This window comes from Bacillus sp. JZ34, from assembly GCF_053903205.1.
This window is the reverse complement of the sequence record NZ_CP096403.1, coordinates 34,813-59,713: the sequence shown is the minus strand read 5'-3', so window position 1 is coordinate 59,713 and position 24,901 is coordinate 34,813. Positions and strand designations below refer to the sequence as shown.

General features: G+C 41.1%; 24 protein-coding genes and 4 tRNA genes. 9 read left to right on the top strand and 19 right to left on the bottom strand.

What is annotated here, in order from left to right; translation table 11 throughout:
• Positions 1–504 precede the first annotated feature (504 nt).
• From M1D90_RS00340 to M1D90_RS00300, 9 genes are all read left to right on the top strand, one after another.
• The gene (locus M1D90_RS00340; protein WP_456283055.1) at positions 505–1,425 is read left to right on the top strand and encodes an iron-hydroxamate ABC transporter substrate-binding protein; all 921 of its coding nucleotides are present in this window, start codon (positions 505–507) and stop codon (positions 1,423–1,425) included.
• 84 nt (positions 1,426–1,509) lie between these two features.
• Complete coding sequence (locus tag M1D90_RS00335; RefSeq protein WP_035339312.1) at positions 1,510–2,520, top strand: FecCD family ABC transporter permease; 1,011 nt, start codon at positions 1,510–1,512, stop codon at positions 2,518–2,520.
• Positions 2,517–3,521: a FecCD family ABC transporter permease gene (locus M1D90_RS00330; protein WP_075212818.1), complete on the top strand. Its 1,005-nt coding sequence runs from the start codon at positions 2,517–2,519 to the stop codon at positions 3,519–3,521. The genes M1D90_RS00335 and M1D90_RS00330 overlap by 4 nt, the downstream gene beginning before the upstream one ends.
• Positions 3,522–4,026: 505 nt before the next feature.
• Positions 4,027–5,670: a DUF2075 domain-containing protein gene (locus M1D90_RS00325; protein WP_456283054.1), complete on the top strand. Its 1,644-nt coding sequence runs from the start codon at positions 4,027–4,029 to the stop codon at positions 5,668–5,670.
• Positions 5,667–5,978, top strand: a complete 312-nt coding sequence (locus M1D90_RS00320; RefSeq protein ID WP_023856830.1) for a nucleotide pyrophosphohydrolase — start codon at positions 5,667–5,669, stop codon at positions 5,976–5,978. Before M1D90_RS00325 ends, M1D90_RS00320 begins: the two co-directional genes overlap by 4 nt.
• Before the next feature lie 265 nt (positions 5,979–6,243).
• Entirely contained in the window at positions 6,244–7,146 is a 903-nt protein-coding gene (locus M1D90_RS00315; protein WP_456283053.1) for an ABC transporter ATP-binding protein, read from the top strand.
• Positions 7,143–7,880: an ABC transporter permease gene (locus M1D90_RS00310; protein ID WP_144497493.1), complete on the top strand. Its 738-nt coding sequence runs from the start codon at positions 7,143–7,145 to the stop codon at positions 7,878–7,880. Before M1D90_RS00315 ends, M1D90_RS00310 begins: the two co-directional genes overlap by 4 nt.
• A gap of 6 nt (positions 7,881–7,886) precedes the next feature.
• Positions 7,887–9,026, top strand: a complete 1,140-nt coding sequence (locus tag M1D90_RS00305) for a histidine kinase (RefSeq protein WP_456283052.1) — start codon at positions 7,887–7,889, stop codon at positions 9,024–9,026.
• Positions 9,023–9,625 carry a response regulator transcription factor gene (locus M1D90_RS00300; RefSeq protein WP_229129174.1) on the top strand — a complete coding sequence of 201 codons (603 nt, stop codon included), beginning with the start codon at positions 9,023–9,025 and terminating at the stop codon, positions 9,623–9,625. Before M1D90_RS00305 ends, M1D90_RS00300 begins: the two co-directional genes overlap by 4 nt.
• 128 nt (positions 9,626–9,753) lie before the next feature.
• Here the strand turns inward: M1D90_RS00300 and M1D90_RS00295 are convergent, their stop codons facing one another.
• From M1D90_RS00295 to M1D90_RS00205, 19 genes are all read right to left on the bottom strand, one after another.
• Positions 9,754–11,424 carry an ORC-CDC6 family AAA ATPase gene (locus M1D90_RS00295; RefSeq protein WP_026580405.1) on the bottom strand — a complete coding sequence of 557 codons (1,671 nt, stop codon included), beginning with the start codon at positions 11,422–11,424 and terminating at the stop codon, positions 9,754–9,756.
• Positions 11,417–12,124 carry a hypothetical protein gene (locus M1D90_RS00290; RefSeq protein WP_026580406.1) on the bottom strand — a complete coding sequence of 236 codons (708 nt, stop codon included), beginning with the start codon at positions 12,122–12,124 and terminating at the stop codon, positions 11,417–11,419. The genes M1D90_RS00295 and M1D90_RS00290 overlap by 8 nt, the downstream gene beginning before the upstream one ends.
• A 183-nt stretch (positions 12,125–12,307) precedes the next feature.
• Positions 12,308–12,787: a 23S rRNA (pseudouridine(1915)-N(3))-methyltransferase RlmH gene (gene rlmH, locus M1D90_RS00285; protein ID WP_065643466.1), complete on the bottom strand. Its 480-nt coding sequence runs from the start codon at positions 12,785–12,787 to the stop codon at positions 12,308–12,310.
• Between the two features lie 80 nt (positions 12,788–12,867).
• A complete protein-coding gene (locus tag M1D90_RS00280) occupies positions 12,868–13,026 on the bottom strand; it encodes a CxxH/CxxC protein (protein ID WP_003177948.1) in 159 nt (52 codons plus the stop codon).
• A gap of 198 nt (positions 13,027–13,224) precedes the next feature.
• Entirely contained in the window at positions 13,225–13,707 is a 483-nt protein-coding gene (locus tag M1D90_RS00275) for a DUF4234 domain-containing protein (protein ID WP_075212813.1), read from the bottom strand.
• A 429-nt stretch (positions 13,708–14,136) separates the two neighbouring features.
• Complete coding sequence (locus M1D90_RS00270; protein ID WP_035338110.1) at positions 14,137–14,655, bottom strand: GNAT family N-acetyltransferase; 519 nt, start codon at positions 14,653–14,655, stop codon at positions 14,137–14,139.
• Positions 14,656–14,685: 30 nt separating this feature from the next.
• Positions 14,686–15,156 carry a hypothetical protein gene (locus tag M1D90_RS00265; protein ID WP_020453614.1) on the bottom strand — a complete coding sequence of 157 codons (471 nt, stop codon included), beginning with the start codon at positions 15,154–15,156 and terminating at the stop codon, positions 14,686–14,688.
• 252 nt (positions 15,157–15,408) lie between these two features.
• Positions 15,409–16,260 (bottom strand): SAM hydrolase/SAM-dependent halogenase family protein, encoded by an 852-nt coding sequence (locus tag M1D90_RS00260; RefSeq protein ID WP_095291204.1) that lies wholly within the window; start codon positions 16,258–16,260, stop codon positions 15,409–15,411.
• 288 nt (positions 16,261–16,548) lie between these two features.
• Positions 16,549–17,760, bottom strand: a complete 1,212-nt coding sequence (locus M1D90_RS00255) for a S1C family serine protease (protein WP_026580409.1) — start codon at positions 17,758–17,760, stop codon at positions 16,549–16,551.
• An 82-nt stretch (positions 17,761–17,842) separates the two neighbouring features.
• Complete coding sequence (locus tag M1D90_RS00250; RefSeq protein ID WP_065643462.1) at positions 17,843–18,637, bottom strand: MBL fold metallo-hydrolase; 795 nt, start codon at positions 18,635–18,637, stop codon at positions 17,843–17,845.
• A gap of 14 nt (positions 18,638–18,651) precedes the next feature.
• Positions 18,652–19,500, bottom strand: coding sequence for a two-component system regulatory protein YycI (locus tag M1D90_RS00245; protein WP_128822265.1), 849 nt, complete (start codon positions 19,498–19,500; stop codon positions 18,652–18,654).
• A complete protein-coding gene (locus M1D90_RS00240; protein WP_128822268.1) occupies positions 19,487–20,851 on the bottom strand; it encodes a YycH family regulatory protein in 1,365 nt (454 codons plus the stop codon). Before M1D90_RS00240 ends, M1D90_RS00245 begins: the two co-directional genes overlap by 14 nt.
• The gene (walK, locus tag M1D90_RS00235; protein ID WP_020453619.1) at positions 20,841–22,685 is read right to left on the bottom strand and encodes a cell wall metabolism sensor histidine kinase WalK; all 1,845 of its coding nucleotides are present in this window, start codon (positions 22,683–22,685) and stop codon (positions 20,841–20,843) included. The genes M1D90_RS00240 and walK overlap by 11 nt, the downstream gene beginning before the upstream one ends.
• Before the next feature lie 7 nt (positions 22,686–22,692).
• Positions 22,693–23,400 carry a cell wall metabolism DNA-binding response regulator WalR gene (walR, locus tag M1D90_RS00230; RefSeq protein ID WP_003177967.1) on the bottom strand — a complete coding sequence of 236 codons (708 nt, stop codon included), beginning with the start codon at positions 23,398–23,400 and terminating at the stop codon, positions 22,693–22,695.
• Between the two features lie 412 nt (positions 23,401–23,812).
• A tRNA-Phe gene (locus tag M1D90_RS00225) sits at positions 23,813–23,885 on the bottom strand.
• 21 nt (positions 23,886–23,906) lie between these two features.
• A tRNA-Asp gene (locus M1D90_RS00220) sits at positions 23,907–23,983 on the bottom strand.
• A gap of 88 nt (positions 23,984–24,071) precedes the next feature.
• Positions 24,072–24,143 (bottom strand) — tRNA-Glu (locus M1D90_RS00215).
• Positions 24,144–24,150: 7 nt separating this feature from the next.
• Positions 24,151–24,226 (bottom strand) — tRNA-Lys (locus tag M1D90_RS00210).
• A 226-nt stretch (positions 24,227–24,452) separates the two neighbouring features.
• On the bottom strand, positions 24,453–24,866 hold the full coding sequence (locus M1D90_RS00205; RefSeq protein ID WP_043054531.1) for an NUDIX hydrolase: 414 nt from the start codon (positions 24,864–24,866) through the stop codon (positions 24,453–24,455).
• Between the last annotated feature and the right edge of the window lie 35 nt (positions 24,867–24,901).

Genomic DNA, 24,901 nt, shown 5'->3' with positions numbered 1-24,901 from the left:
GTTATTAAACTTGTTTTCATCATAATTAATTTTTTCTTTCTAAAAGTTTTCACTTTCATGAGGGTACTATGATAAGGACACAATTTTTACATTGACATATTGAAAAATGAAATATATATTTATTGTTGATATTGATAATCATTATCGTTTATTTATTTTCATTCTGCGGTTCATACAGCTATTTACTGAAGAATTAAATACTGGCTCTGGAGGACGTTTAATTGTAAAAAATCTCTGTGTAACGATTCCAGATAAAAAGGAACAACCATATCCTGAGGTCAGCGCCAATGTGTTTGAATTGCTATGGCTCTTGTACGGGAGACGGACATGATTTACATCGAGGAGCTGCTCGTTTTTTTCGGATTATATCATTGCATTAAAGACGGCGAAGTCGTGAAGCTGGGCTTGTGAAGAGGCGAGTACTGCGGGAAGTCTTTCAAATTGACCCAAGAACAAATAAACCGAAGTGTGTTACTTACAATTTATAAAGAGGTGAAAATGAGCATGAAGAAACTATTAATCCCGTTTTTGCTATTGCTGACGCTTATGATTAGTGCATGCAGCAATGAAGAGTCAGCAACAAAGGATAGCGGCTCAGCAAAAAAAGAATCTAAAACGATTACATACCAAGCGGAAACAGGACCAATAGAAGTTCCAGCCGATCCGCAAAGAGTTGTTATGCTTTCAGGGTATACCGGAAATGTGTTAGATTTAGGAGTCAACGTTGTCGGTGTAGACACTTGGTCTAAAAACAATCCAACCTTTAAAGAAAAGTTAAAAGATGTTCAAGAAGTTTCAGAAGATGACCTAGAAAAAATTATTGAATTAGAGCCAGATTTAATCATCGCGTTATCAACGGTTAAAAATTTAGACAAATTAAATGAGATCGCTCCTACTGTTACTTATACATGGGGTAAAGTAGATTATTTAACTCAGCACGTGGAAATTGGCAAGCTACTAAACAAAGAAAAAGAAGCCCGAGCATGGGTTGACGACTTTAAACAGCGGGCAGAAGAAATCGGAGAAGATATTCGCACAAAAATCGGCAAGGATTCAACTGTATCTGTTATTGAAGCATATGGGAAAGATCTTTATGTTTACGGTAATAACTGGGCGCGCGGTACAGAAATCTTATATCAAACGATGAAACTAAATATGCCTGAAAAAGTAAAGAAAGACGCATTAAAAGCAGGGTATTATACGTTATCAGCTGAAGTGCTTCCAAAATATGCGGGAGATTATGTCATTTTAAGTAAGTACTCTGATGCGAATACATCTTTCCAAGAAACAGACACATACAAGAACATTCCAGCTGTCAAAAATGGACATGTCATTGAAATGCAAGGTGAAGGCGCATCATTCACTGACCCAATCACACTTGAAAAACAACTAGCATTCTTTAAAAAAGCGTTTCTAGGAAACTAAGACTAGAAAAGCAGAGGTCTATTGAAAGGGGTTGGCCAAAGGGCAGCCCCTTTCCCATTCTAAGAAAGGAAAATGATGAGCTTTATGATAAGAAAAACTCAATCTTTTACCTCATTTGCCTTCAAACTCATCTTAGGAATTCTAGTGTTTATTGGTATGTTTTTTATGGCAATGGTATTTGGAGCTGCAGACGTTTCAGTTGAAGATGTATGGTTGGCTCTTTCGTCTTCTGCAACCGGCGATCATATTTCGATTATCCGTGATATTCGGTTACCTCGTGAAATAGCTGCGATTTTTGTTGGCGCAGCTCTTGCTGTCTCTGGTGCAATCATGCAAGGTATAACAAGAAACCCACTTGCTGATCCAGGTTTACTAGGATTATCTGCCGGGGCTTATGCAGCATTGGCTGTTACGATCGCTTTCATTCCATCAGCCAATTACTTTTTGACGATGGTTGCCTGTTTTATTGGAGCCGCACTCGGTGCCTTGTTGGTTTTTGGAATCGGTTCGATGAAAAAAGGCGGATTCTCTCCTTTCCGTATTGTGTTAGCGGGTTCTGCTGTTTCCGCCTTTTTATACGCCATTGCTGAAGGGCTTGGCCTTTATTTTAAAATTTCTAAAGATATCTCGATGTGGACAGCAGGAGGGATGGTTGGAACAACTTGGAATCAACTGCGAATCATCGTACCTTTTATTATCATTGGAATTGTTGTTTCCTTTTTCCTCTCGAGACAACTTACCATTCTCAGCTTAAATGAAGAAGTTGCAGTTGGCTTAGGTCAAAATATCATCAGAATTAAAATCCTTCTATTTATTATCATTATCATTCTCGCGGGAGCATCTGTTGCTCTGGTTGGCAATATGACCTTTATCGGTCTTATGATTCCTCATATTGTTCGGGCAATTGTTGGAACCGATTATCGTTTTATTTTACCGATGTCTGCAACTTGCGGAGCTACTTTTATGCTATTTGCTGATACACTTGGCCGTACCTTAAATGCACCATATGAAACACCTGTTATAGCCATTGTCGCTATGCTTGGTTTACCGTTCTTCCTGATCATTGTCCGAAAGGGAGGAAAAACACTCTCATGATACATTCAGCATTAATCAAAAAACAGCGAATGATTTTATCGATTTCTCTCATACTCATCATAGCTACAGCTATAATTGGGATGGGAATAGGGTCTGCTAGTTTATCTTTTGACAGACTCATCCACACTCTATTAGGTCAAGGAACCTTTAAAGAGGAATTTATATTATATTCTATTCGCTTGCCTCGAATATTGATTACTTTATTAGCTGGGATGGCACTTGCTATGTCAGGTGCTATTTTGCAAGGAATCACAAAAAATGATTTAGCTGATCCAGGCATTATTGGGATTAACTCCGGTGCTGGGGTTGCCATTGCCGTTTTCTTTTTATTTTTCCCAGCTGAAGCTGGATCATTTGTTTATATGATTCCAATTGTTGGCTTTATAGGAGCGATTATAACGGGATTCTTCATTTATCTGTTAGCCTATAACAAAAATAGTGGTATGCAGCCTATAGGCTTAGTCCTCATCGGAGTCGGATTCTCAACTGCACTTTCCGGAGCTATGATTGTCATTATTTCTTCTGCTGAACGGACAAAAGTTGATTTCATCGCCAAATGGCTGGCAGGGAATATTTGGGGTACAGATTGGCCATTCGTTGGGGCGCTCCTGCCTTGGTTAGTCATCTTGATTCCGTTTACTTTGTACAAAGCAAATCGACTAAATCTATTAGGATTAAGCGAGCCTGTAACCATTGGCGTTGGGGTTTCCATTGAAAGGGAGCGGATCGTTTTACTTTTAACAGCTGTCGCATTAGCGGCTGCTGCCGTTTCTGTCACAGGAGGTATTTCCTTTATCGGATTAATGGCCCCACATATCGCAAAAACTTTAGTAGGACCCAGAAATCAACTATTTATCCCTGTTGCTATTCTACTTGGCGGTTGGTTCTTATTATTCGCCGACACAATCGGACGTAATATCATTGAAACCACTATACCGGCTGGAATCATGGTCTCATTAATCGGGGCACCTTATTTTATTTATTTGCTATTGAAAAAGTAAAATCCATAAAAACGAGGCTGTTCCAATGAGTCTCCAAAAATTCATTTCAAAATGGACCCATTAAATCAAACCCTTTGGTAGTCCATTTTGCAGAGGTGGTATGAAAGGAAGGCGTTTTCTCTTTTCAGACGACCTCTTTTATCTATTAGAGTGAAAATCTAAAAAAACCTCATTTACTTATGATACGCTCCCCACCTGATTTCTCCATATCATGATAAATTGTTCTAGCAACACTTCTTCCGCAGCTCACGGTCATGTTTAATTCTTTGATCCAATGCCGTTCTGATCTGATTAACAGCCACCTTCTATCGAGGCTTGGCTACTAAGTTTTATTTCAACAAAAAAACGCTTTGTTATAGCTGCTTCCTTGTCATCATAGAGTCCGTGACAACCGCACGCCGCTTTTTCTGACTCTTTCTCCGGAAAATATTTGCATACTTATATCAATAGGCTGCCATAAATATGGTACTATTATTTTTAAAAAAGAGATTCAGAGGCTGAAACAATGAATGAACTTGTGTTTGAAAAAAGAGAATTTACTTCAGATCATGTCAATGTTGTAAAAACACTGCATTTAAATAACTATCCGATTGTGTACATCCTTTATAATGAGAAAAAGAAACCAACTGCATATATTGGGCAAACGGTTCAAGCTGCACGGCGTTTGAAGAATCATATAGATGATGAAAAGCGAAAGAAATTGAATCGCTTTATATTAATCGGGCATGAGAAATTTCATCAGTCTGCGACATACAATATTGAATCAAATTTAATTAACTATTTTATCGCCGATAACCGCTATCAGCTGCAAAATGTGAGCCAGACCAGGTCTAGGGAAATGCACAATTACTATCAGAAACCCTTTTATAATGAAAATATCTTTCAAGTCATTTGGGAGAAGCTGAGAAAAGAGAAAATTGTGAGCGATTCTCTTGAAAACCTTAGGAATAAAGACATTTATAAGTTATCTCCTTATAAAGAGCTCTCGCCTCAGCAGCTTGATATTAAAAAGAAGATCCTTGATTTCTGTAAAGAACATATACAAAAAGAAGGAAATCATGTCATTGTTATTGAAGGAGACGCCGGCACAGGGAAAAGTGTCCTCTTAAGCTCTCTGTTTAATACAATTCAAGATTTAGCTAAGAGCGAAGACTCTTTTTTGGAAGAAACAGATAATTACTTGCTGGTGAATCACAGCGAAATGCTGAAAACCTATAAAAGCATCGCCAACAGCTTACCGAATTTAAAGAAAAAGAGTTTCATGAAGCCGACAACATTTATTAATGAGAAAACCAAGACGGGAGCAACAGCGGATATCGTATTAGTAGACGAAGCTCATCTGCTTCTGACAAAGGAAGATTCCTATAACAATTTCCGCTACCAAAACCAGCTGGATGAGATCATTAAGCGAAGTAAAATCACTGTTGTGATCTTTGATCCAAAACAAGTCTTAAAGATTAAAAGTTATTGGAACGATAGATTGCTCGAAGAAATCATCAATCAGTATGATGCGAAAACTGTGAAACTTACAGACCAAATGAGAATGAATGCCAATCCAGAAACGATGAAGTGGATTGACAGCTTTGTTGAAAAGAAAATTCTTTCTTTGCCGACTGAAGACTCCTCCTTCGAGCTAAAAATATTCGATGATGCTGCTGCGTTTAAGAAAGCCATTGAAAGTAAAAACAACAAAGACGGGCTCTCTCGGATTGTCTCGACATTTGATTATTTACATAAAAAAGATAAAAAGACGTACATCGTTGATGAAGAAGGGATTAACATGCCCTGGAACAGCACCCAGGATAAAGTGACATGGGCCGAAAATCCGACTTCAATTAAAGAAGTCGGCTCCATTTATACTGTTCAAGGGTTTGATTTAAATTACGTCGGCGTCGTTCTCGGCCCTTCCGTAAGCTATGATGAAGACAACGACGAACTGGTAATTGATACTTCCAAATACAAAGATACAGGGGCATTCATTTCTCGTACAGATTTGTCGCCAGAACAGAATGAACAAGTTAAAGAACAAATTATCTTAAATTCAATAAATGTCCTGATGAAACGGGGCATTCACGGCCTCTATATTTATGCGACAGACCCTAAATTAAGAAAAAGACTACTCGAGTTAGAAAGGGGAAAATCATCATGAGTGATATCCAAAACCTAATCAACGCAATCAACGAATTCAGAGATGAACGAAACTGGAGACAATACCATAACCCAAAAGACCTCGCCATCTCAATCTCCATCGAAGCAGCCGAGCTGCTCGAAGACTTCCAATGGATCAGCAGTGAAGAAGCACTCAAAGCCAATAAAGAAAATATCCGTGAAGAAATCGCAGATGTTTTAATCTACTCATTCATGTTATGTAACGATCTTGGACTGGATGTAAAAGAGATTGTGGAAGAGAAGATTGTGAAGAATGGGAGGAAGTATCCGGTTAATCATAATGGTTGAGACTCTCCTTTTAAGTAGAGAGAGCTTCTTTCCCAATTGAAGACCGCTCTCTCTATCTCCATGATGCGTTGATTATGATGGCGCTCTGCTCGTTTACTTACCGTAATCCCCCCACTTCATTTGCTTTTTAGCACCGTTCGCTAGCTCCCTGTTATTTTTTTAAAAAATGACATTTGTCACCCGATTTTCATGACATCACTTACTAAAATCCGCCTCCCGCAGCTTATACAATGGAGTGAGTAAATCAGGAGGTGGTCTGTAAGCCATGAGCGATGTTGTGAGCTTGACGAATGTGACAAAGACATTCCGCCAAAAAACGGCGGTTAATCAGATAGATTTTTCAATTAAAAAAGGAGAAATTATAGCCATTCTAGGGCCAAACGGCGCCGGGAAAACAACAACGATTTCTATGATATTGGGGCTGTTAAAACCGACGGCAGGCAATATCACATTATTCGGTTCCATGCCGCATGAAAAACGGGTGCGTGAAAAAATCGGCACGATGCTGCAGGAAGTCAGCGTCATGCCTGGTTTGCGTGCAGGTGAAATCATCGAACTCGTTAGGAGCTACTACCCAAAGCCTCTATCCTTTCAAAAGCTTAGAGCGTTGACAGGTTTGACAGACAAGGATTTAAAAACACAGGCGGAAAAATTGTCAGGTGGGCAAAAGCGGCGTCTCGGCTTTGCCTTGGCGCTTGCCGGTGATCCAGAACTGATGATCTTTGACGAACCCACGGTCGGAATGGATATCACTTCAAGAAACCACTTTTGGCAAACGGTTCAAACGCTCGCAGAGCAAGGAAAAACGATCATTTTTTCTACACACTACTTACAGGAAGCAGATGATGCCGCGCAACGAATCTTGCTGTTTAAAGACGGCAGCATAGTAGCTGACGGGACGCCGCTCCAAATAAAATCAAGAATATCGAAGCATTCAGTTTCATTTATAGTCGATCCCGAACAGTCGCTTGAAAAGCTGTATCAGCACCCGGAAATCAAACAGATTTTTCGTAAAAACAACCGGGTTTACATCGACACGGCCAATACTGACAAAATATTGGAACTCATTTTCGCAGAAAAGATCGGCGCTTATGATATTCAAATTGAACGCGGAAACCTTGAAGAGGCGTTTCGCCAGCTGACAGGCAAAGGAGACGATGTAAAATGAATGTATTTCAGATGCAATGCAGAATGGAAATCAAAAGAATGCTTCGAAACCGATATTTTGTCTTTTGGTCATTGGCCATGCCGATTGCTTTTTATTATATTTTTACAAATGTCGTCAATACGAATGCTCCGGACCCTGCGGCTTGGAATGCGCATTATTTAATGTCAATGACAACATTCAGCGTCATGGGCTCTTCGATCATGACGCTCGGCATCCGCATGGTTCAAGAACGGACACAAGGATGGTCGACGTTCATACGCGTAACGCCTCTTCCCGACCATATTTATTTTATCGCTCAAATGGCGGGACAAAGCGTCATTCATATTCTTTCGATCACAGTCATCTTCTTAGCCGGCGCCTTGATTAACGGCGTTTCTTTATCCCCATTGGAATGGTTCCTGTGCGGATTGTGGGCCCTGCTTGGCTCGCTCCCTTTTCTTGCGATCGGGACACTGATCGGGATGATGAAAAAAGTGGATACAGCAGCCGGAATCAGCAATGTGTTGTATATGGGGCTCGCCGTATGCGGAGGGATGTGGATGCCGCTTGAAATTATGCCAAAAATGATGCAGAATATCGGCCATTGGCTGCCGTCTTATCATTATGGCAGCGGCGCCTGGGAAATCGCTCAAGGTCAAATGCCAAACTGGAAAAGTATTCTCTTTCTATTAGTCTATTCAATCGTTGTTATGCTACTATCTAAATATATAAGAAGAAAACAAGAAGCGGTGTGAACAAGAATGGAAAAAAACTTCAGCATGTTTCCAAAACGGTACGGCTTTTTTCCCTATATCTTTTTAATCTATTTACTGCTGCCTATTTCTTATTTGACGAATCAGACCTCGGGGATCAAACAGCTGATCGGTTTTGGACTCGTGCTGCTTTTCTTAGTGACGTACCGCCAGCTTTTTTTTATTTCGCCGCAAAAAAAATTATTTACTTATTGGCTGGCCATCCAGCTTTCGATCATTTTGATCTACACTGTATTTTATGATATCAATTTAGTCTTTTTAGGCTTTTTTTCAGCGAACTTCATCGGCTATTACAGGGAAAAAAAGATATTTCGGCGCGGGCTTGCCAGCCTGGTTGTTGTATTGGTCGCCCCTTTTATCTATCATCTGCTGAAAGATCCATCCCTGCTAAATCGGCTCTTTTATTTTCTGCCCTTTCTTGTGATTATGCTCATTTCACCATACGGCATCCGCTCCATGAACCGCCGCATGGAACTGGAACAAGAGCTTGATGAGGCAAATCAGCAAATTAAGGAACTGGTCAAACGCGAGGAGCGTGTACGAATTGCCCGTGATCTGCATGATACACTTGGCCATACTCTCTCACTGCTGACATTAAAAAGCCAGCTTGTCCAGCGTACCATCGCCAGCGACCCCGAACGGGCGCGAAAAGAAGCAAGAGAAATGGAAACCACATCAAGAGCAGCTTTAAAACAAGTCCGGGAACTCGTGTCTGATATGAAAACGGCAACGATCGCAGAAGAGCTCATCCACATCCAGCAAATCCTGCGGGCTGCAGACATCACATTCGAATACATGGGAGGTTCCGATTTTTCAAATATCTCTCCTGTCACACAAAACATTGTCAGCATGGGTATACGCGAAGCCGCCACAAATATCGTCAAACACAGCCGCGCCACCCATTGCACCATTTCCATCTCTCAAACAGATGATAAAATAAGCATTACCATCAAAGACGACGGAATGGGGATGGATCAGCAAACACCATTTGGTAACGGCTTGCGCGGAATGAAAGAAAGACTTGCATTAATCGACGGCGCTCTCGACGTTTCAACCCATAACGGTACAGTTTTAAACATCACCGTTCCGATTGTAAAGAAAGCTGAACGAAAGGAAACAATCCAATGATTCGTTTATTTATTGCCGAAGACCAAAGAATGCTGTTAAGCGCGCTGGGGGCCTTGCTTGATCTTGAAGAAGACATGGAAGTGATCGGCCAGGCGACAAACGGCGAAGAAGCGCTCACCGCCATTCTGAAGCTAGAACCGGACGTCTGCCTCATGGATATCGAAATGCCCGTCAAAAGCGGCTTAGAAGTGGCAGAAGAGCTGATGAAACGGGGCTCAAAAAGTAAGGTTATCATATTAACAACATTTGCCCGCCCCGGCTACTTCGAGCGCGCCGTCAAAAGCAATGTCCACGGCTACCTGCTCAAAGACGGGGAAATCGACGACCTCGCAGACGCCATCCGAAAATGCACGGAAGGAAAGCGAATCTTCAGCCCGGAACTCACCTTTGATGCCATCCGCAAGGTAAACCCGCTCACCGAACGCGAGCAGGAAATCCTCCGCCTCGCCGCTCTCGGTAAGACGACGAAAGAAATCTCCGAAGAGCTTTTCTTATCGTCAGGAACCGTCCGGAATTATATTTCTGAAATTATGCAGAAGCTGGATGCGAAGAACCGGACGGAGGCGGCGAGGATTGCAGAGGAGAAGGGGTGGGTATGAAGCCTAGATGGATCAGGAGATAAGATACATAACAGTCTTATAGTACGGTTCACTATATTTTAGATAGGATAAAGGATATAGGAGAGGATATTAAATCTCTCCTTAAAATTTTTAATTACTTTTAAACTTTATCCAGAAAAGTATTCAACTGTTGCGTTATAGGCAATATTCCAAATAACTCTAGACCTTTTTTCTCCTATTAATCGTGCCTTTTGTAAATCTGACTCTTCTCCTTCCAAGATGTCACGTAGCGTATGAAAACCAGCGCTTTTTATAGTAGTTTTTTGAAACTCAGTTATGTCTAAAATTTCAATTGACATGTTCAAAACCCTATCAATAACATCTTTAAAATCTGTATTTTCTGTGATTAAATTCAAGTTTTCCAAATTATTATATGATGGAGAATTTTGCCCGTAATCAGTAAATAATTTTATTGATAATCCTTTAATCAGATTCTCTGCTCTTACAGTTGGAGTTTCATAACCGCTTAATGCAATACCTAAATTTATTTGATATCTATCAAATACTTTTCTTCGCACCTTAGTACCCTCTGTATGGAGTGAAACTATTCCTGAATACTCTAATATTCTAATGGCTTGTTTAACTGTTTCAGGGGCATCTCTGTGTATTGCAAAAAATATCGTTTGTTGATTAATTCCTTTTTCCAATCTTGTGTCATTTTTATCAATAGTATCATGTAAAACTACGTTTTCAATAAACTCTCTTCCCCAGTCTATAAGATTCTTATGACCTGTATATATTTCACCCAATTTTGTATGTTCATTCCAAATTTGTGATCGATAAAAATTCTTTATAGTTTCATTGACTCTACTACTAGTTAACTTTTTAAAACCATTACTTGCTAAATATATACTCTTCAAAAGTAATCTGGGATTCCCCGAAGCTGCATAAATTAGAATATTGAGCAGTTGGCCTTGCTCTTCAAATTTTTTATATACTTCTTTGTCTGTTTGTTTCTTAATAATGTCTCTCATATTTTCCACATAATTATCTTCTAAAATGTCTCTCTCTACTTTTCTAACAGTAGCATCATGAAATTTTTGAAATGTTCCAAACGATGATATCCCTGGATAAACAGCGGCTTTACAGCATATATATGCAGATCTTAAATCACGAAATAGTGTGAAAAACTCCCTTTGTTGTAATGGAATAAAGTTATGACAAGCTTCATCAAATAAGAGAACTATTCTTTCGATTTCTAACTCTTCACATAGATCTTCAATTAATGCATGGAAGTAGTCTAACTCATTTAATAACTCAATTTCCTCTGTCTCTTGACCAAAGACATGACTCACTTCACTATCAAAATCAACTGTTTTTTTAGAAGCTTTCTCTAATAGCCTCGTAAATTGGTTTAGGGTATCAATTAAATTATGATTGTTTACATCTACATTAAAGTATCTACCGAAGAGGTCATTATTAGTTAATAACCCTTTTTTCTCTAGTTTGCGTTTTATTTTAAATAGAATTTTGGCAAGCATCCATTGACGAAAAAATTTTATATCCTCGATGGTGTTTAAAAATATTGCTTTTTTAAAACTTACAAAAACACTTAACACTTTATTCTCTTCGAAATTCGTATCCAATTCCTTTTCAGCAATTTTTAGTAACATTGTTTTCCCTGTACCACGGCTTCCAACTAACAAAGCTGGAGTACGGGATTTCAAAAATTCAATATTATCCCTATCCATTTTTGATTCGACAAATACTTCATCAAGTTGACTATCTTTTAAATCTTCAGTTCTATAAATGAACTCATCATTATACGTATCATTCATTTATTTTTAACTCCTTATGATTTAAATTTTTAAAAATGTCATTCATAAAATCAATAGTATCTTCTTGTTCAAATAATGCTAACTCATTTTTAAACCTTACACGAAGAAGAATAATTAATAATTGGATAACCTCCACATATATTTTAGCCCATTTAGTGAATTTACTTCTATCAAATGTGATTTTTGAGTTTTCAATTGTTTGCATGTAATTAAATTTTCCATGAGTGAATTCTGAACATTCTCTGTAAAGTTTGTTTACTTTTTCTATATATGGTTCATATTTAATTTGAGGATAAAATAAAGTTAAATAACTTTTATTAAGTACCCCTTGGCTTTCAGAATTAAGTAGAGACCAAGATAAATCAAATTTATTAAGTTTCCACTTACAAAAATCATAATTATGATCTGTAAAGTAAACAAAACCTATCCCCAATTCAATTGCACTTCTTAAGCTAGAGTATGCATTTCTATACATACCATTTGTACTTATATATACTGATGAGAGTAGATCATAAACCACTTCTTTCAGAACAATATTAGTCTGGTACCCATTTAGATAGTCTGTCCAACTATTTAATAAGTTAAGATGATTTAACATTTCGGTTAGCTCTGAAGAACACTCTTCTATATGTAGTTTAATATTAAATGCTAATTGTTCAGCACTTTCGGTAATTACCTGTTTCAACACAGTACCTTCCATTATTTAATAGCTCCTTCTATTATTTTTTAAAAACAAGGTTGTTGATAATAGTATTTTTAGAGGATCATACTAAGATAAAGTATTTATTGTAGCTATTTCATCTACAAGGTTTTTAATACTATTGTAGTTGGATAACAAAAAATGCCCTACTTCAAATTTAATTTGTTTTGTAACATAGAACCCTTATTTATGATAAGGCTCCCCTCGATTAATCCGAAACGCCCGATAAACCTGCTCCAGCAAAATCAGCCGCATGAGCTGATGCGGGAACGTCATCCTTGAAAACGACAGCTCTTCATCTGCGCGCTTCAGGACGGCGTCGCTCAAGCCGAGCGAGCCGCCGATGACGAAGGTTACCTTGCTCTTTCCATATGTGGCGAGTCTATCCATATTATCGGCTAATTCTTCCGAACTTTTCATTTTTCCTTCGATTGCCAAAGCGATGACGTGGGCGTCGGGGCTGATTTTTGAGAGAATTCGTTCGCCTTCTTTGTCTTTGACGATTTTCATGTCCTGGTCGCTTAGGTTTTCCGGTGCTTTTTCGTCCGGCAGTTCGATGATGTCGACTTTTGCGTATGCCGAAAGCCGTTTGATGTATTCGTCGATTCCTTGTTTTAAATATTTTTCTTTTAGTTTTCCGATTGCTACGATTGATATATTCACAGGTCATCCCCACTTTAAGAACAAGTTATTCAGAAGCATTATCCACAATTGTGGATAAAGGTTGTGTATTTAGTGTCCGATCATTCGTTCCCCACTATATATACTGCAGGCTTATCGCACAATTCACAGGTTGTGGATAAACTGTGTGTATGTTCGATTTTTCTGATTTCAGGGGCCAATTCTTCTTCATCCACATACATGTCAATGACGGTTTCAATATGCTCTTCGCAAGACTTCATAAAAGTCCCTCCAATATCTGTATCATTGGGCTCTTTTATAAAAAAGCTCCTTATTCAATATACCCTATTTATGCACATGTTAGTAGGTTTTAGCATGACTTCGCGCGGTTATCCACAAGCTTTTTATATTCCTCTGGATAACTCTGTTTTCCCTAAATAAAAAACACCAGCTACCCTCGCTGATGCTCTAATCTTTTTCTATACTACTTCTCTTTTTCCCTGAACAACTAAAGAATGCTGATTCGTGATATGCTGCAAATATGAAACGTTAAGAATGAAAGTCCAAAACCCGTTAACCGGCTTTTTAGAGAACCTCATAAACGATTTTCTAACCTTAAATACACTAACTAGATTTATCGTCCAAAAAAGGAGAAATGAGAGCTGCGGGAGGAAGCTGTGTCCGGGGCGCAGCGGGAGAAGCAAAATGCTGTTGCTGTATGGCAGCAACTCTTCTCTTTGAAATGTGATTGAGTAAAAAGTCCAAAAAGGCTCCAAAATTGAAAAGACGCTTAGCAGCAGCGTCACTTTAATGGCGACATAGGGGAGCTTAATTTGGCATCGTTCTAAATTCTTTCTTCTTGAAAGAAACCAGTACGGGATGTATATGCCAGACGTTATGATTGTTAATAACACCGCATATATGGCTTTTATTTTCGGAAATTCTTCTAATTCCTTACTCATGCTGAAACACTCTTCTTTCCTTAAAACTGTTCTTCCAGGTCTTTTTATCCTTGTCATCTATACTTTTCCACTTTCCATATCAAAATGTACTATATTGAATGCAATAAATCAAAATCCATTGAAGTGTCAAATTGGGATTTTCTTAGGTATATGGATTCTTTTTTTTGACCTGAATAAAAAAACTATATCATTTTACCTAATCCTTATTTCGTGTTCACCTGCAGAAATTCGACAATCAATAGGACATTATTCGTCATATTTTTACCTTTGTAATATGCAATCTGTCATTGCGTAACATAAAGAGGTTCATTCGAATCATTTTGTCTTTTTTTCGTTATTTCCCACCTCTCTCAAATAGGAATAATGACACGCTTTGTTTCATGTGGAACATTGGCCATGAAAAAAGATCAAAGCTTCACAGCTTTGATCTTACAGCCTCTTGCTCATATGCAAATCCGTCGTCTCAAAATTCATTTTTTCATAAAGCCGCTTCGCCTTTTTATTATGGGCGAATACATGCAGGGACAGCTTTTGGACTCCTAATTGCTTTGCCTCTTCTTCTAAGACGGCTAAAGCCTGCTGGCCGATTCCCTGCCCTCGATACGCTTCATAAAGCCCGAAATCGTAAATAAATGCTTCCTTTTGAGGATGGTGCGGGTCAGCGTAGAGCCAAAGCCAACCTGCGGCATCCTCACTGTCGTCCATGATTGACCATAGATGATGGTTGTTCGTTTCAATGCCGTTTGGCAAAAGAGCTGCAAATTGCTCTTCTGCTTTCTCCATCGCTTCCGCCACTGTCCATGTGCCCGCTTTTACTTTCTCCATGGCGTAATGCTGGATGGAATAGGCATGGTATGTCTTAAAGTCTTCTTCCGTCATTGGCATTAAACGGATTGCCGGTTTTTTTCTCGGTTTGTTTAAGTCAATTTTAATTTTTGATTTCAACATCAAATTGTGCTTCACTTCCTTGTTTATTGATCATGATGCTTTGCTCAGCCATTCGCTTTTCGGCTCGGAAAGTTTATTGATTCTGTGCTGAATGTAAATGACATTCAAAAGGAACGCAAAAATGGATCCATTCGCAGGTTCTTTGCCTGAGAGCTTGTTTAATGAAGCGGTCACCACCAGTGCGCAGTAAATCAAAACACCTGCGGACAGAATCAAAATCACGCGGTCGAGCAGCATATAAAGGCTGTAATGCATGTCAGGAAAAGCGATTTTTGCTGATATTCTAATTGGAATCGAAAATAAATGATAAAATATGATAGCTTTTAACGTGGTGTAGGGAATATCATGATAAGGCAGCAAATCGAAGCTTTTTTTCCTGGATAGAAACCAGTATGGTATGTAAACCCCCAGTGTGATCAGACATAGCACAAAAACGGACACGATACTTCTGCTCTTTACATTAGACAGCGTTTTCAACGCAGTCTGCACATTGTCGTTCATATCATTCCTCCGGACACTCGTTTTCCAAACAAATGAATTGAATGAATTTTTTCATAGCAGCGGCACACCCCCTCAATATATTCTTTTCTCTGCTTTTAGACAATATGACTTAGGTACCAATATGACAAATGTACTATTTTTTAAAAAGGATTGCCTCCTTCTCGATTAGCTGAAAAATGTGTGACAACCGTTTTTATGTCATAAGAATGAAACAAAAAACAAAGAGCCTGATTGGAATTCAGGCTCTTTTGTTTACCGCTGTATACTTTTTTGAAGAGAAATCTGCCAGTGGATGCCGGTGCCAATATGGTGTGTTTTGGCAAAGGATCCTTGATTGAGGGCAATACCCAGGCGGTCTAATGAATTGATATAAACAACCGGCTTACCGACCGGCATATCAGCAAACGACCGTCCAAAAGCCATCGTTTGCTGATAGACTTTGGTGTCCTCGTGTTTGATGACCACTTCCACAGGATCTTCGTATTGAACGTCAAGTGACTTGAACAGTTTACGGCTGATATTTGTCCAAAGGTTTCCAAACCGGATATCTAAAATGTCGATCGTTCCGGTTATCCAATCATTTTCGATATAAGCTTCCATGACCGGAAGTTTGACGATGGAATCTGTTGAAACTTCAGGACCGATCCGGTCGAAGCTGACAATCCCGGCTGCCAGTCTTGCCCCGGTGTAAGCGTAAATGTCGCGTCCATGGAAAGTATGTGATTCGCCTGATCTCGGAAGCCTGTTTTGCGCTTCATCAAGATAGCGCACTTCGACAATCCCATTCTGCCGGCAGATATGGGTGAGTGTTCCGTTGTCCGGTGTGATGATATATTGATCGGAAGAGGTTCTGACTGCGACGCTGCGGCGTTCCGAGCCGACACCTGGATCGACGACAGAGACGAAGACAGTGCCTTCAGGCCAATAAGAAACGGACTGCAGCAGCCGATAGGAAGCCTCCCAAATGTGAAAAACGGGAATGTTGTGCGTCAAATCAAAAATCCGGAGTGAACTGTCAACTGAATAAGCCACACCGTACATCGCATTTACCGCCCCGTCATCAAGGCCAAAATCAGATTGTAATACAAGTGCATGCTGACTCATCCTATCTCCCTTTCCGCCCTGATTTTCGCAGTGAATCTGCCTTTGCCAAAATGTTTAAATCATCATATCGTACGCGAAATTGAAACGCAATATGATGTTTTGTCCATTTTTTAGAAACTCTCATTTTTATTGAAGCAAAAACCTCGATTTCACACCCTAAAAACCCGATTATTCATCCGGAAAGTCTTATTTTCCTCTCTAACTATCCCATTTTTGACTTTTGACGATCATTCCTCAGACTTGGCATAATAAAAAAACAGCCCGGCCGTACCGGCCAGACTGTCTTTATCAGCTTCCCAATTTGGATCGTGACAGCTTTACTTCTGTTGTTCTTTCTTTTCCGCCCCGCAGGTATTTGATTTTCACCTTATCGCCGACGTTTTTGGTGTAAAGCTTTTTACGCAGATCAACGATATCGTAAACGCGGTCACCGTTGAATTCGACGATGACATCAAGCTCTTTCAAACCGGCTCTGCCTGCAGGAGACACCGGCTGAACGCCCATTACAACAACCCCTGATGTTACGTCTTTCGGCAGTTTAAGCGTTTCCTGCCAGTGGTAGCTTGCAATATCGCCAAGTGATTTCATCTCAATTCCGAAATACGGCCGTCTTACTTCTCCGTACGTTTCCAAATCTTCGATAACCGGAATGGCAAGGTTGGCAGGGATGCTCAGACCGATGCCTTCGACGGCTGATTCAGCGATTTTCATCGAATTAATGCCGATGACTTTTCCATCAATATTAAACAGTCCGCCTCCGCTGTTGCCCGGGTTAATGGCAGCATCCGTCTGCAATACTTCGGCATTCCAGTCCGGCTGTCCGTCTCCGTTTGAATCGACCGGAACAGCGCGTTCGGTTCCTGAGATGATTCCTTGTGTAACAGACCCTGAAAACTGCAGGCCGAGCGGGTTTCCAATCGCGATGACAGGCTCGCCTGTCTTCACTTTATCAGAATCTCCGAATTCAGCAGCCGCTTTTATTTTATTGCTGCTGACTTGCAGGACGGCCAGATCCATCAGTTTATCACTGCCGATCAGTTTTGCCGGAATCCGCGTTCCGTCATTCAGACTGACTTCAATTTGGGATGCCCCTTCAATGACATGGTGGTTGGTCACAATGTGGGATGTTTTGCCGTCCTTTTTATAAATAACGCCCGAGCCTGTTCCCGCTTCGCTGTCTCCATCCCATACACCGGTTTTTTGGATGTTGATAACGCCGACAACAGAATCAGAAACCTTAGAGACCACTTGTGTGACTTCATTGTTCACGTTGACGGATACATTGCGGACCGCACCGCCCTGCTGAGCTCCTTGACCTCCGCGCGCTTCAATGACTTGCAGATTGTACGGCAGCCATCCCTGCTGCGAGAGATACGGCAGGGCAAACACTGTTAAAAGAGCGCCGATAACGGCGCCGACCAGGCTTGAAAACAAAAAGCTTCTCCAATTTCTCACCGGCTTTTCCCGAACGAATTTTTCCTCATCATGATTAAACTCCACTATATTCAAATCCTTTCAAGGAACGATATATGTATATAGTGTGGATCATCTGCCCGCAGATTAATCATTCAATCAGTAAAATTTACACCGCTACAAGAGGTGTCGGTTTCTTAGGATCGGTATCATATAAGTCAAACGTTTCTCCCGCTGCAAATCCTTTGGCAGCCAACGTTTGCTGGACGGACATTCTCGCCAGCTCTTTCATGTTGTTGTCCTGGCTTAAATGAGCCAAATAAATTCTCGATGTCTCATCACCGATTACATCAGTCATTGCGAGTGCTGCGTCCTCATTGGATACATGTCCGACGTCGCTTAAGATCCGGCGCTTGATGTTCCACGGATAGCGACCCATTTGCAGCATGCCGACATCATGATTGCTTTCAAAAACAAAAGCGTTTGCCGAGCGGATAATGCCTTTCATTCTGTCGCTGACATAGCCCGTATCCGTAATCAAAGCGAGCTTTCGGCCATTGTAATGAAAAACATAAAACATCGGCTCTGCGGCGTCGTGGGATACGCCAAACGATTCGACATCGAGGGAGCCGAACGATTTGACGGTTTCCATTGGAAACACGAATTTTTGGCCGTTATCCACTTTGCCGATATGCCCTTCCATCGCCTTCCACGTTTTTTCATTGGCGTAAACGGGCAGCTCATATTTTCTTGCCAGCACACCAAGACCTTTGATATGATCACTGTGCTCATGTGTAACAAAAATGCCGTCAAGCTGATCAAGCTTTCGGTCAATTTGCGCCATCAGCCCTTCCATCGCCTTCCCGCTAAGTCCTGCGTCAACTAAAAAAGCGTGGTCATCGGTTTCCAAATATAAAGCATTACCGGTACTCCCGCTCGCAAGTACGCTAAATTGCAGGCTCATGGTTTCTCACTCCATTATGATTTTTCCTTTTTCTCTTGTGATTGAAGAAGCGCTCCATCCCGTGCATCCACGATAAATTCTTCGTGAATGGTTTTATCGTCCGTTTTGCGCTCCACTTCGATCCGCCAAACGGGCACGAAAATTTGCGCGCTTGCCAGCGGATACTGCGTGAAATAGCCAAGCTCGGCTGATTTAATTTTGCTGTACTTCTTCAAATAATCCGGATAGTACAAAGCTTCAACCGCTCCGACTGCGGAGATCAGACTTTCCGTTTTGACTTCTTTTATATCCTGCAGCATCGACTGCTTATATGAAACAACTTCGTTTTTATTATTCAGGTACAGAACGACTTCGCCCATCTCTGTGTTATCATCGTTTTGCCGATCCTGAAAAATGTAATTTCCATTATAGGTTTGGAAGAAAACGATCTGTTTTCCGGATTTATCGACTTTCCAAAGCTTGTACTTGTTGCCGTCGATAATCTCTTCGTTCACGATTTCCCTTGCTTTTGTCTCCATATCCGCTTTCAGAAGTGCAATGGGTGTTTCAAATTCCATTTCTATTTCCGTCAAAGCGTTCTCTTTTGCGGTATTCATTAACGCCTTCGGCTTTTGCCCTTTTAACGATTTAATCTCGCTTTGCTTAAAGACTCGCTTTTGTGCAGAGATTGAGGAACCTTTTGACGTCTCTTTAGACAAGTTGCCATATGAAATATGGTCTGCTTTCATATCTTCCTGCAGCGTTGATTTTTCTAAAATCGGAAACTGATTGTTGCTGCGCTTATCAAAGTATTGAAAGGCCAAAAAGATATCAAGGATGAGGAAGACGATAATGAAGATTGTTTTTGTTCTATTCCACTCCACTCTCAATGCCCTCCTTCACCGCTGAATCTTTCTTTGATACCGGCTTTATCGTACCGTTTATTTTAATGCACCAAGTCGGTACAAGTTTTACAAGAGGGTCTTGTTCCTCTGATACTGAGACCATTTCATAGGCAGGAAAGATTTGCTCAATCTTATCAAAGTCATACTCTTCCTTGTCTTGCAGGAACTGAATCAATTCTTCTCCGCTCATGATTTCTTTATCCTTTTTGCTGACCGGATTAGCGTTTGCGCCCAAGACATATGTTGGGTGTTTATAATCCAATATGTCGTTGTTTGCCCAGCGAAGTTCAATCGCTGTCGTTCCGAAAGGCTGGTTTTGGCTGTTAACGACCGGCAGCTGATCCATAAACAGATTAAAGTTGATCTGCTGATTTTCATTCAAGCCGAAAAATTGATAATCATCCGTCCAGCTTCCCGTGTCGTTTAAATATTTAAAGCTTTTATTGATCAGCTCTCCATTTTGATAAGCAGAACTCGGTTCCAGGTTGCGGTGCTGGAACTTAATCTGCCTGTTGTTCGAGTAGACCTCCAAAAGGCTTGTTCCATCCGTATATACCGGTCGGTTTAAGTTGGTTTCCTGCCGGACGGTTTGCGGATCATCAAATAAAGCTTTTTTAAAACGCGTCGGGCTGATCGTTTCTGTAAAATACTCTTTTTCAGACAGCTTCAGCCTATTAACTGGAAGCAAGACATCTCTGCGAGAATTGATTGCAAAGTCCTCGTAAAGAGGCATCTGCGATTTTTCTTTTTCAATGTCTGCAAGGATGTTGCGGTAATTTGCCGATTCAATCACCGCTTCAACAACCGTCTCTTTGCTGAAGGATACAAAGTAGATTTTTTTCATGCCCCGTCCTTCGTTGAAAGGAAGAACGATTCTGTCAAAAGAGTTGTATTCATAAGAGTTGGCGGACCATTTGAAAAGCGGCTGCAGCACATCGATTGGAATATTGTCGCTAAAAACGAGATCCAATTTGGAGTCTTTATTTTTAGCGTACAGCCAGTTTTTGAACTGCTGCCTGTCAAATTTGTCCGAGATATCCTTTAACGATTTGACTTCCCATCGGCTCATGTCGTCCCAGAGCTGAGAATAGAGCGTCGTATCATTCAGCAAATAATGCTGTCCATTCTCATGAATGAACATTTGCTGCGGTTTGACGGCTTCATTTAGCAACTTTGTCTGATTTGTAATCGGCTGTTTATCGCTGACCTGAGCCTGTGAATCTTCTACTTTTTCGTAATTCCCCTGAAATCCCCAAATATTAAAAGTAAAAAGAAGACTGATCAAAACCAAAAGGGACAGTATTATCGTTTTAATTGTTTCACGCTTCATCCCAATCATCCTCTTGTTCTTCTTTATATGGCAGGGTAAATGTGATCGTTGTTCCTTTTCCTTCGATACTGTCGGCCCAAATGTCGCCGCCATGGGCTTGTACCATTTCTTTTGCGATCGCAAGACCAAGCCCCGTACCGCCGAGTCTTCTTGTTCTGGCTTTATCGACACGGTAGAAACGCTCGAAGATCTTCTCCATGTCTTTTCTCGGAATGCCGACACCTTCGTCTTTGACACTGATATAAAGAAGCTCTTCTTCTTCATTTACATCAACAGAGAACGTGATATGGCCTCCTTCAGGGGAATATTTCAATGCATTTGAAATGATATTATCCAGCACTTGCGTAATCTTGTCCGGATCGATTTCAACATACAATTCTCTATCCGGCAGATTGCTGATAAACTCAACATGCTGCTCTTTCGTCATTTCAAAGCGCTCAATAATCAATGAGAAGAAACGGATAAAATGAATCCATTCTTTATTGAATTGGTAGTCCTTGCTGTCAAACTTAGAAAGCTGCAGCAAGTCGTTGACAAGTCTGATCATGCGCTCTGTTTCATTCTGTGTCACATTCAAGAAGCGCGGCGCAATGTTTGGATCCTGCCACGCGCCTTCCGCAAGCGCTTCTAAATAGCTGCGCATTGTGGTGAGCGGCGTTCTGAGTTCGTGGGAGACATTTGCCACAAATTCTCTCCGTTCTTGATCGATCTGCTCTTGTTCTGTGACATCGTAAATAACCGCAATCAACCCATCAATCTTTCCGTGCTCTTTTTGGATGACCGAGAAATTGACGCGAAGCACAGACGTCCGTTCTTCCTGTTCAATTTCAAGAAGGAGCGAGTCCTGCTGTTCAACCAAATCTTCAAACGTGTATTCATCTTCAAGGCCGAGCAGTGAGGTGATCGGCATTTCGAGAGCCGTTTCACGTGAAACATTTAAAAGCTCCAGTGCCGGCGTATTAAGCAAAATAATCGCGCCATTTCGGTTTGTCGCGATAACCCCGTCTGTCATATAGGCAATAACAGAAGATAGTTTTTTTCGTTCGCCTTCTGTCATGGATTGAGCTTCTTTCAGCTCTCTTGTTAAATAATTAAACGTTGTGGCCAGCTGGCCGATTTCGTCGTTTCCGTACTTCCTGACTTTTCTTGAGAAATTTCCTTTCGCCAGTTCAATGGCCTGCTTTCTCATATCTGACAGCGGATGTGTAATCGTTCGCGCGACAAAAATCCCGAGGAATGCAGTGATTCCAAGCGCAATAAAAGTTCCAGACGCTAAAATGGTGTTGATCGTCCGGATTTGATTGTAGACATTATCCATCGATGCCACGACATAAATGGCCCCGATCGTCTCTTGATTCGATTTTTTAATCGGCGTGACTGAAATCCGCACTTTGCTGTCGCGCTCCGGGTCGAAAAATTTGTTTTCGTACGGAATACCGACAAGCAGTGTCCTTTTAATAATGCCCTCTGTTGTCTTTTTCCCCGCCACCTCCCGGTTATAAGGATTGGAGGTCGCGATGACTTCATAGCTTTTATCAATCAGACTGACTTCGAGAATTTCGCCTTCCTTGCTGAAATCATTTAGAATCCGCTCTGCGTCTTCTTTCAAGGTAGTCGAGGAAGACGTGCTTCTATCCTTCGTCATTTCCTGTTCCAGATAATACGAGAGGTTGTTCACCCGCTGGTCAAGAGAGTCATTATATGATTTAAGAAGTGACTTCTCCATCTCATTGACAAAGTAGACGCCGATAATCTGCATGGCAACGATAATCAGCAGAACGTATATTAAGGTAAACTTAAAATGAATCGAGCGGAAAAAACTGACTTTATTCATTTCGGTATTAGTCCTGTTCCGGATTTCTCAAATAGTAGCCGACACCGCGCCTTGTGACGATCCAGCTTGGGTGACTCGGATTATCCTCGATTTTTTCGCGAAGGCGTCTGACCGTAACGTCAACTGTCCGGACATCTCCAAAGTAGTCGTATCCCCACACGGTTTGCAGCAGATGCTCACGCGTCATGACCTGCCCGATATGTTTAGCAAGGTAATGCAGCAGTTCGAATTCCCGATGCGTCAGTTCGATTGTCTCGTCTCGTTTTGAAACGACGTAGGCATCCGGAAAAATGACGAGCGATCCGATTTGAATTTCGTTTGAAGACGATTCTTCTTCGGCAGGAGCCGCTGTGTTCTGTCTTCTCAAGTTCGCTTTGACACGCGCGAGCAGTTCGCGAGTGCTGAACGGTTTTGTCACATAGTCGTCAGCTCCCAGTTCAAGACCGATGACTTTATCGATTTCCGAATCCTTTGCTGTCAGCATAATGATGGGCATATCATATTTTTTGCGGACTTCACGGCACACTTCCACACCGTCCTTGTTCGGAAGCATGATGTCGAGCAGAATCATATCAGGGTTGAGATCCTCAACCATCTGAAGCGCTTCATTGCCGTCGTATGCGCAATGGACTTCATAGCCCTCTTTTTTCAGATTAAACTCTAAAATATCAGCAATCGGCTTTTCATCATCTACAACTAGTATCTTTTTTTCCATTATTCGTTCCCCCTGGTTCAGAGTTTGGATACAATACAGCCAGCGGATGGCTGCCTAAGTTTTATATCAAGTACACTGCATGTCTTCATTAAAAAACACTTTCTAGAAAATAGATTTCTTATACATTATAACGTTTATGAAGCAAAAGTTAAAAAAATAGTTCAAAGGAAAACGTTTGGAAATTAAATCCACCTGCTATTTTTCCGCTTTTATCACAACAATTAAATTTTTGTGACTTTTTTTACTGAAAAATGAAACATCTTCCCCTTCAAGACCGTCTATATAGTAACGTCTTCTTCTTCGGCCGGGTTACCGGCCTCCCTTTTTTCCCCTTTTTATTCCTTCAGCATTTTATTTCCTTGTTTTCAGCTAAAAGAAAACGCATCTGCTTAAAAACAGACGCGCTTTAGAGTGGCTCGGGACGGAATCGAACCGCCGACACACGGATTTTCAGTCCGTTGCTCTACCAACTGAGCTACCGAGCCAGGTATGTAACTTTTTTAAAATGGCGGTCCGGACGGGACTCGAACCCGCGACCTCCTGCGTGACAGGCAGGCATTCTAACCAACTGAACTACCGGACCTTGCATATTTACAGTACCTGCTTCGGAGAAGAATCGTGGTCTCCTCCGGAGCAAGCGGGGATTTAGCAATTACGCTAAAGTAAATCAATGACCCGTACGGGATTCGAACCCGTGTTACCGCCGTGAAAGGGCGGTGTCTTAACCGCTTGACCAACGGGCCAGGGAAATGGTGAGCCATGAAGGACTCGAACCTTCGACCCTCTGATTAAAAGTCAGATGCTCTACCAACTGAGCTAATGGCTCAAGATTAAAATACACCCTTAGATTTAATCTGAAATAACGACGTCCACATCTCAGGAAGCTTTTTCGAGATGTCTCTCGATGTGTACGCTGAAGCGAATTCTCCGAAGCTTATTCGGACGTGCTCTACCAACTGAGCTAATGGCTCGTTTCGTTGTTTTCGCAACAACGAGATTTATATTATCATAGAACGAACAGAAGTGGCAATATATTTTTTTATTTTTTTCTATTATTTTTTCCCTTCGTGATGATACTCCGCCCCTTCGCGGTTCAGCCAGTGCATGATTCCGTTCGGATGGAATACAGACAGCAGCCGGTCAGCTTCATGAAGCGGCATCCACTTGGCTTCAACAATGTTCTCGTCAAACGTGATGCCATCCGGACGATCGGTGATCCGGGCTCTAAAGACGATGAAATATACATGCTCGCCGCCGATAATCGCTTCATTTATAGCTAATATATCAAGAGGCTGAATTCCATAGCCTGTTTCTTCCTTCATTTCTCTCGCCGCGGCTTCTGTTAGCGATTCTCCAGCTTCCACCTTGCCGCCCGGCAGCGTCCACGATTGATTTTTCTTATTTTTCACCATCAGGATGTTTCCGTTCTCTTCCACGAATGAATATACAACATCGACACGTTCCACCCGTTTGCCCTCCTTGTCCTTGAAAAACAAAGCCC

Bases quoted from the DNA above. Each gene is read 5' to 3' on its own strand.
- M1D90_RS00340 (WP_456283055.1), top strand. From the start codon at position 505: ATGAAGAAACTATTAATCCCGTTTTTGCTATTGCTGACGCTTATGATT.
- M1D90_RS00335 (WP_035339312.1), top strand. From the start codon at position 1,510: ATGATAAGAAAAACTCAATCTTTTACCTCATTTGCCTTCAAACTCATC.
- M1D90_RS00330 (WP_075212818.1), top strand. From the start codon at position 2,517: ATGATACATTCAGCATTAATCAAAAAACAGCGAATGATTTTATCGATT.
- M1D90_RS00325 (WP_456283054.1), top strand. From the start codon at position 4,027: ATGAATGAACTTGTGTTTGAAAAAAGAGAATTTACTTCAGATCATGTC.
- M1D90_RS00320 (WP_023856830.1), top strand. From the start codon at position 5,667: ATGAGTGATATCCAAAACCTAATCAACGCAATCAACGAATTCAGAGAT.
- M1D90_RS00315 (WP_456283053.1), top strand. From the start codon at position 6,244: ATGAGCGATGTTGTGAGCTTGACGAATGTGACAAAGACATTCCGCCAA.
- M1D90_RS00310 (WP_144497493.1), top strand. From the start codon at position 7,143: ATGAATGTATTTCAGATGCAATGCAGAATGGAAATCAAAAGAATGCTT.
- M1D90_RS00305 (WP_456283052.1), top strand. From the start codon at position 7,887: ATGGAAAAAAACTTCAGCATGTTTCCAAAACGGTACGGCTTTTTTCCC.
- M1D90_RS00300 (WP_229129174.1), top strand. From the start codon at position 9,023: ATGATTCGTTTATTTATTGCCGAAGACCAAAGAATGCTGTTAAGCGCG.
- M1D90_RS00295 (WP_026580405.1), bottom strand. From the start codon at position 11,424: ATGAATGATACGTATAATGATGAGTTCATTTATAGAACTGAAGATTTA.
- M1D90_RS00290 (WP_026580406.1), bottom strand. From the start codon at position 12,124: ATGGAAGGTACTGTGTTGAAACAGGTAATTACCGAAAGTGCTGAACAA.
- M1D90_RS00280 (WP_003177948.1), bottom strand. From the start codon at position 13,026: ATGAAGTCTTGCGAAGAGCATATTGAAACCGTCATTGACATGTATGTG.
- M1D90_RS00275 (WP_075212813.1), bottom strand. From the start codon at position 13,707: ATGAGTAAGGAATTAGAAGAATTTCCGAAAATAAAAGCCATATATGCG.
- M1D90_RS00270 (WP_035338110.1), bottom strand. From the start codon at position 14,655: ATGTTGAAATCAAAAATTAAAATTGACTTAAACAAACCGAGAAAAAAA.
- M1D90_RS00265 (WP_020453614.1), bottom strand. From the start codon at position 15,156: ATGAACGACAATGTGCAGACTGCGTTGAAAACGCTGTCTAATGTAAAG.
- M1D90_RS00260 (WP_095291204.1), bottom strand. From the start codon at position 16,260: ATGAGTCAGCATGCACTTGTATTACAATCTGATTTTGGCCTTGATGAC.
- M1D90_RS00250 (WP_065643462.1), bottom strand. From the start codon at position 18,637: ATGAGCCTGCAATTTAGCGTACTTGCGAGCGGGAGTACCGGTAATGCT.
- M1D90_RS00240 (WP_128822268.1), bottom strand. From the start codon at position 20,851: ATGAAGCGTGAAACAATTAAAACGATAATACTGTCCCTTTTGGTTTTG.
- walK (WP_020453619.1), bottom strand. From the start codon at position 22,685: ATGAATAAAGTCAGTTTTTTCCGCTCGATTCATTTTAAGTTTACCTTA.
- walR (WP_003177967.1), bottom strand. From the start codon at position 23,400: ATGGAAAAAAAGATACTAGTTGTAGATGATGAAAAGCCGATTGCTGAT.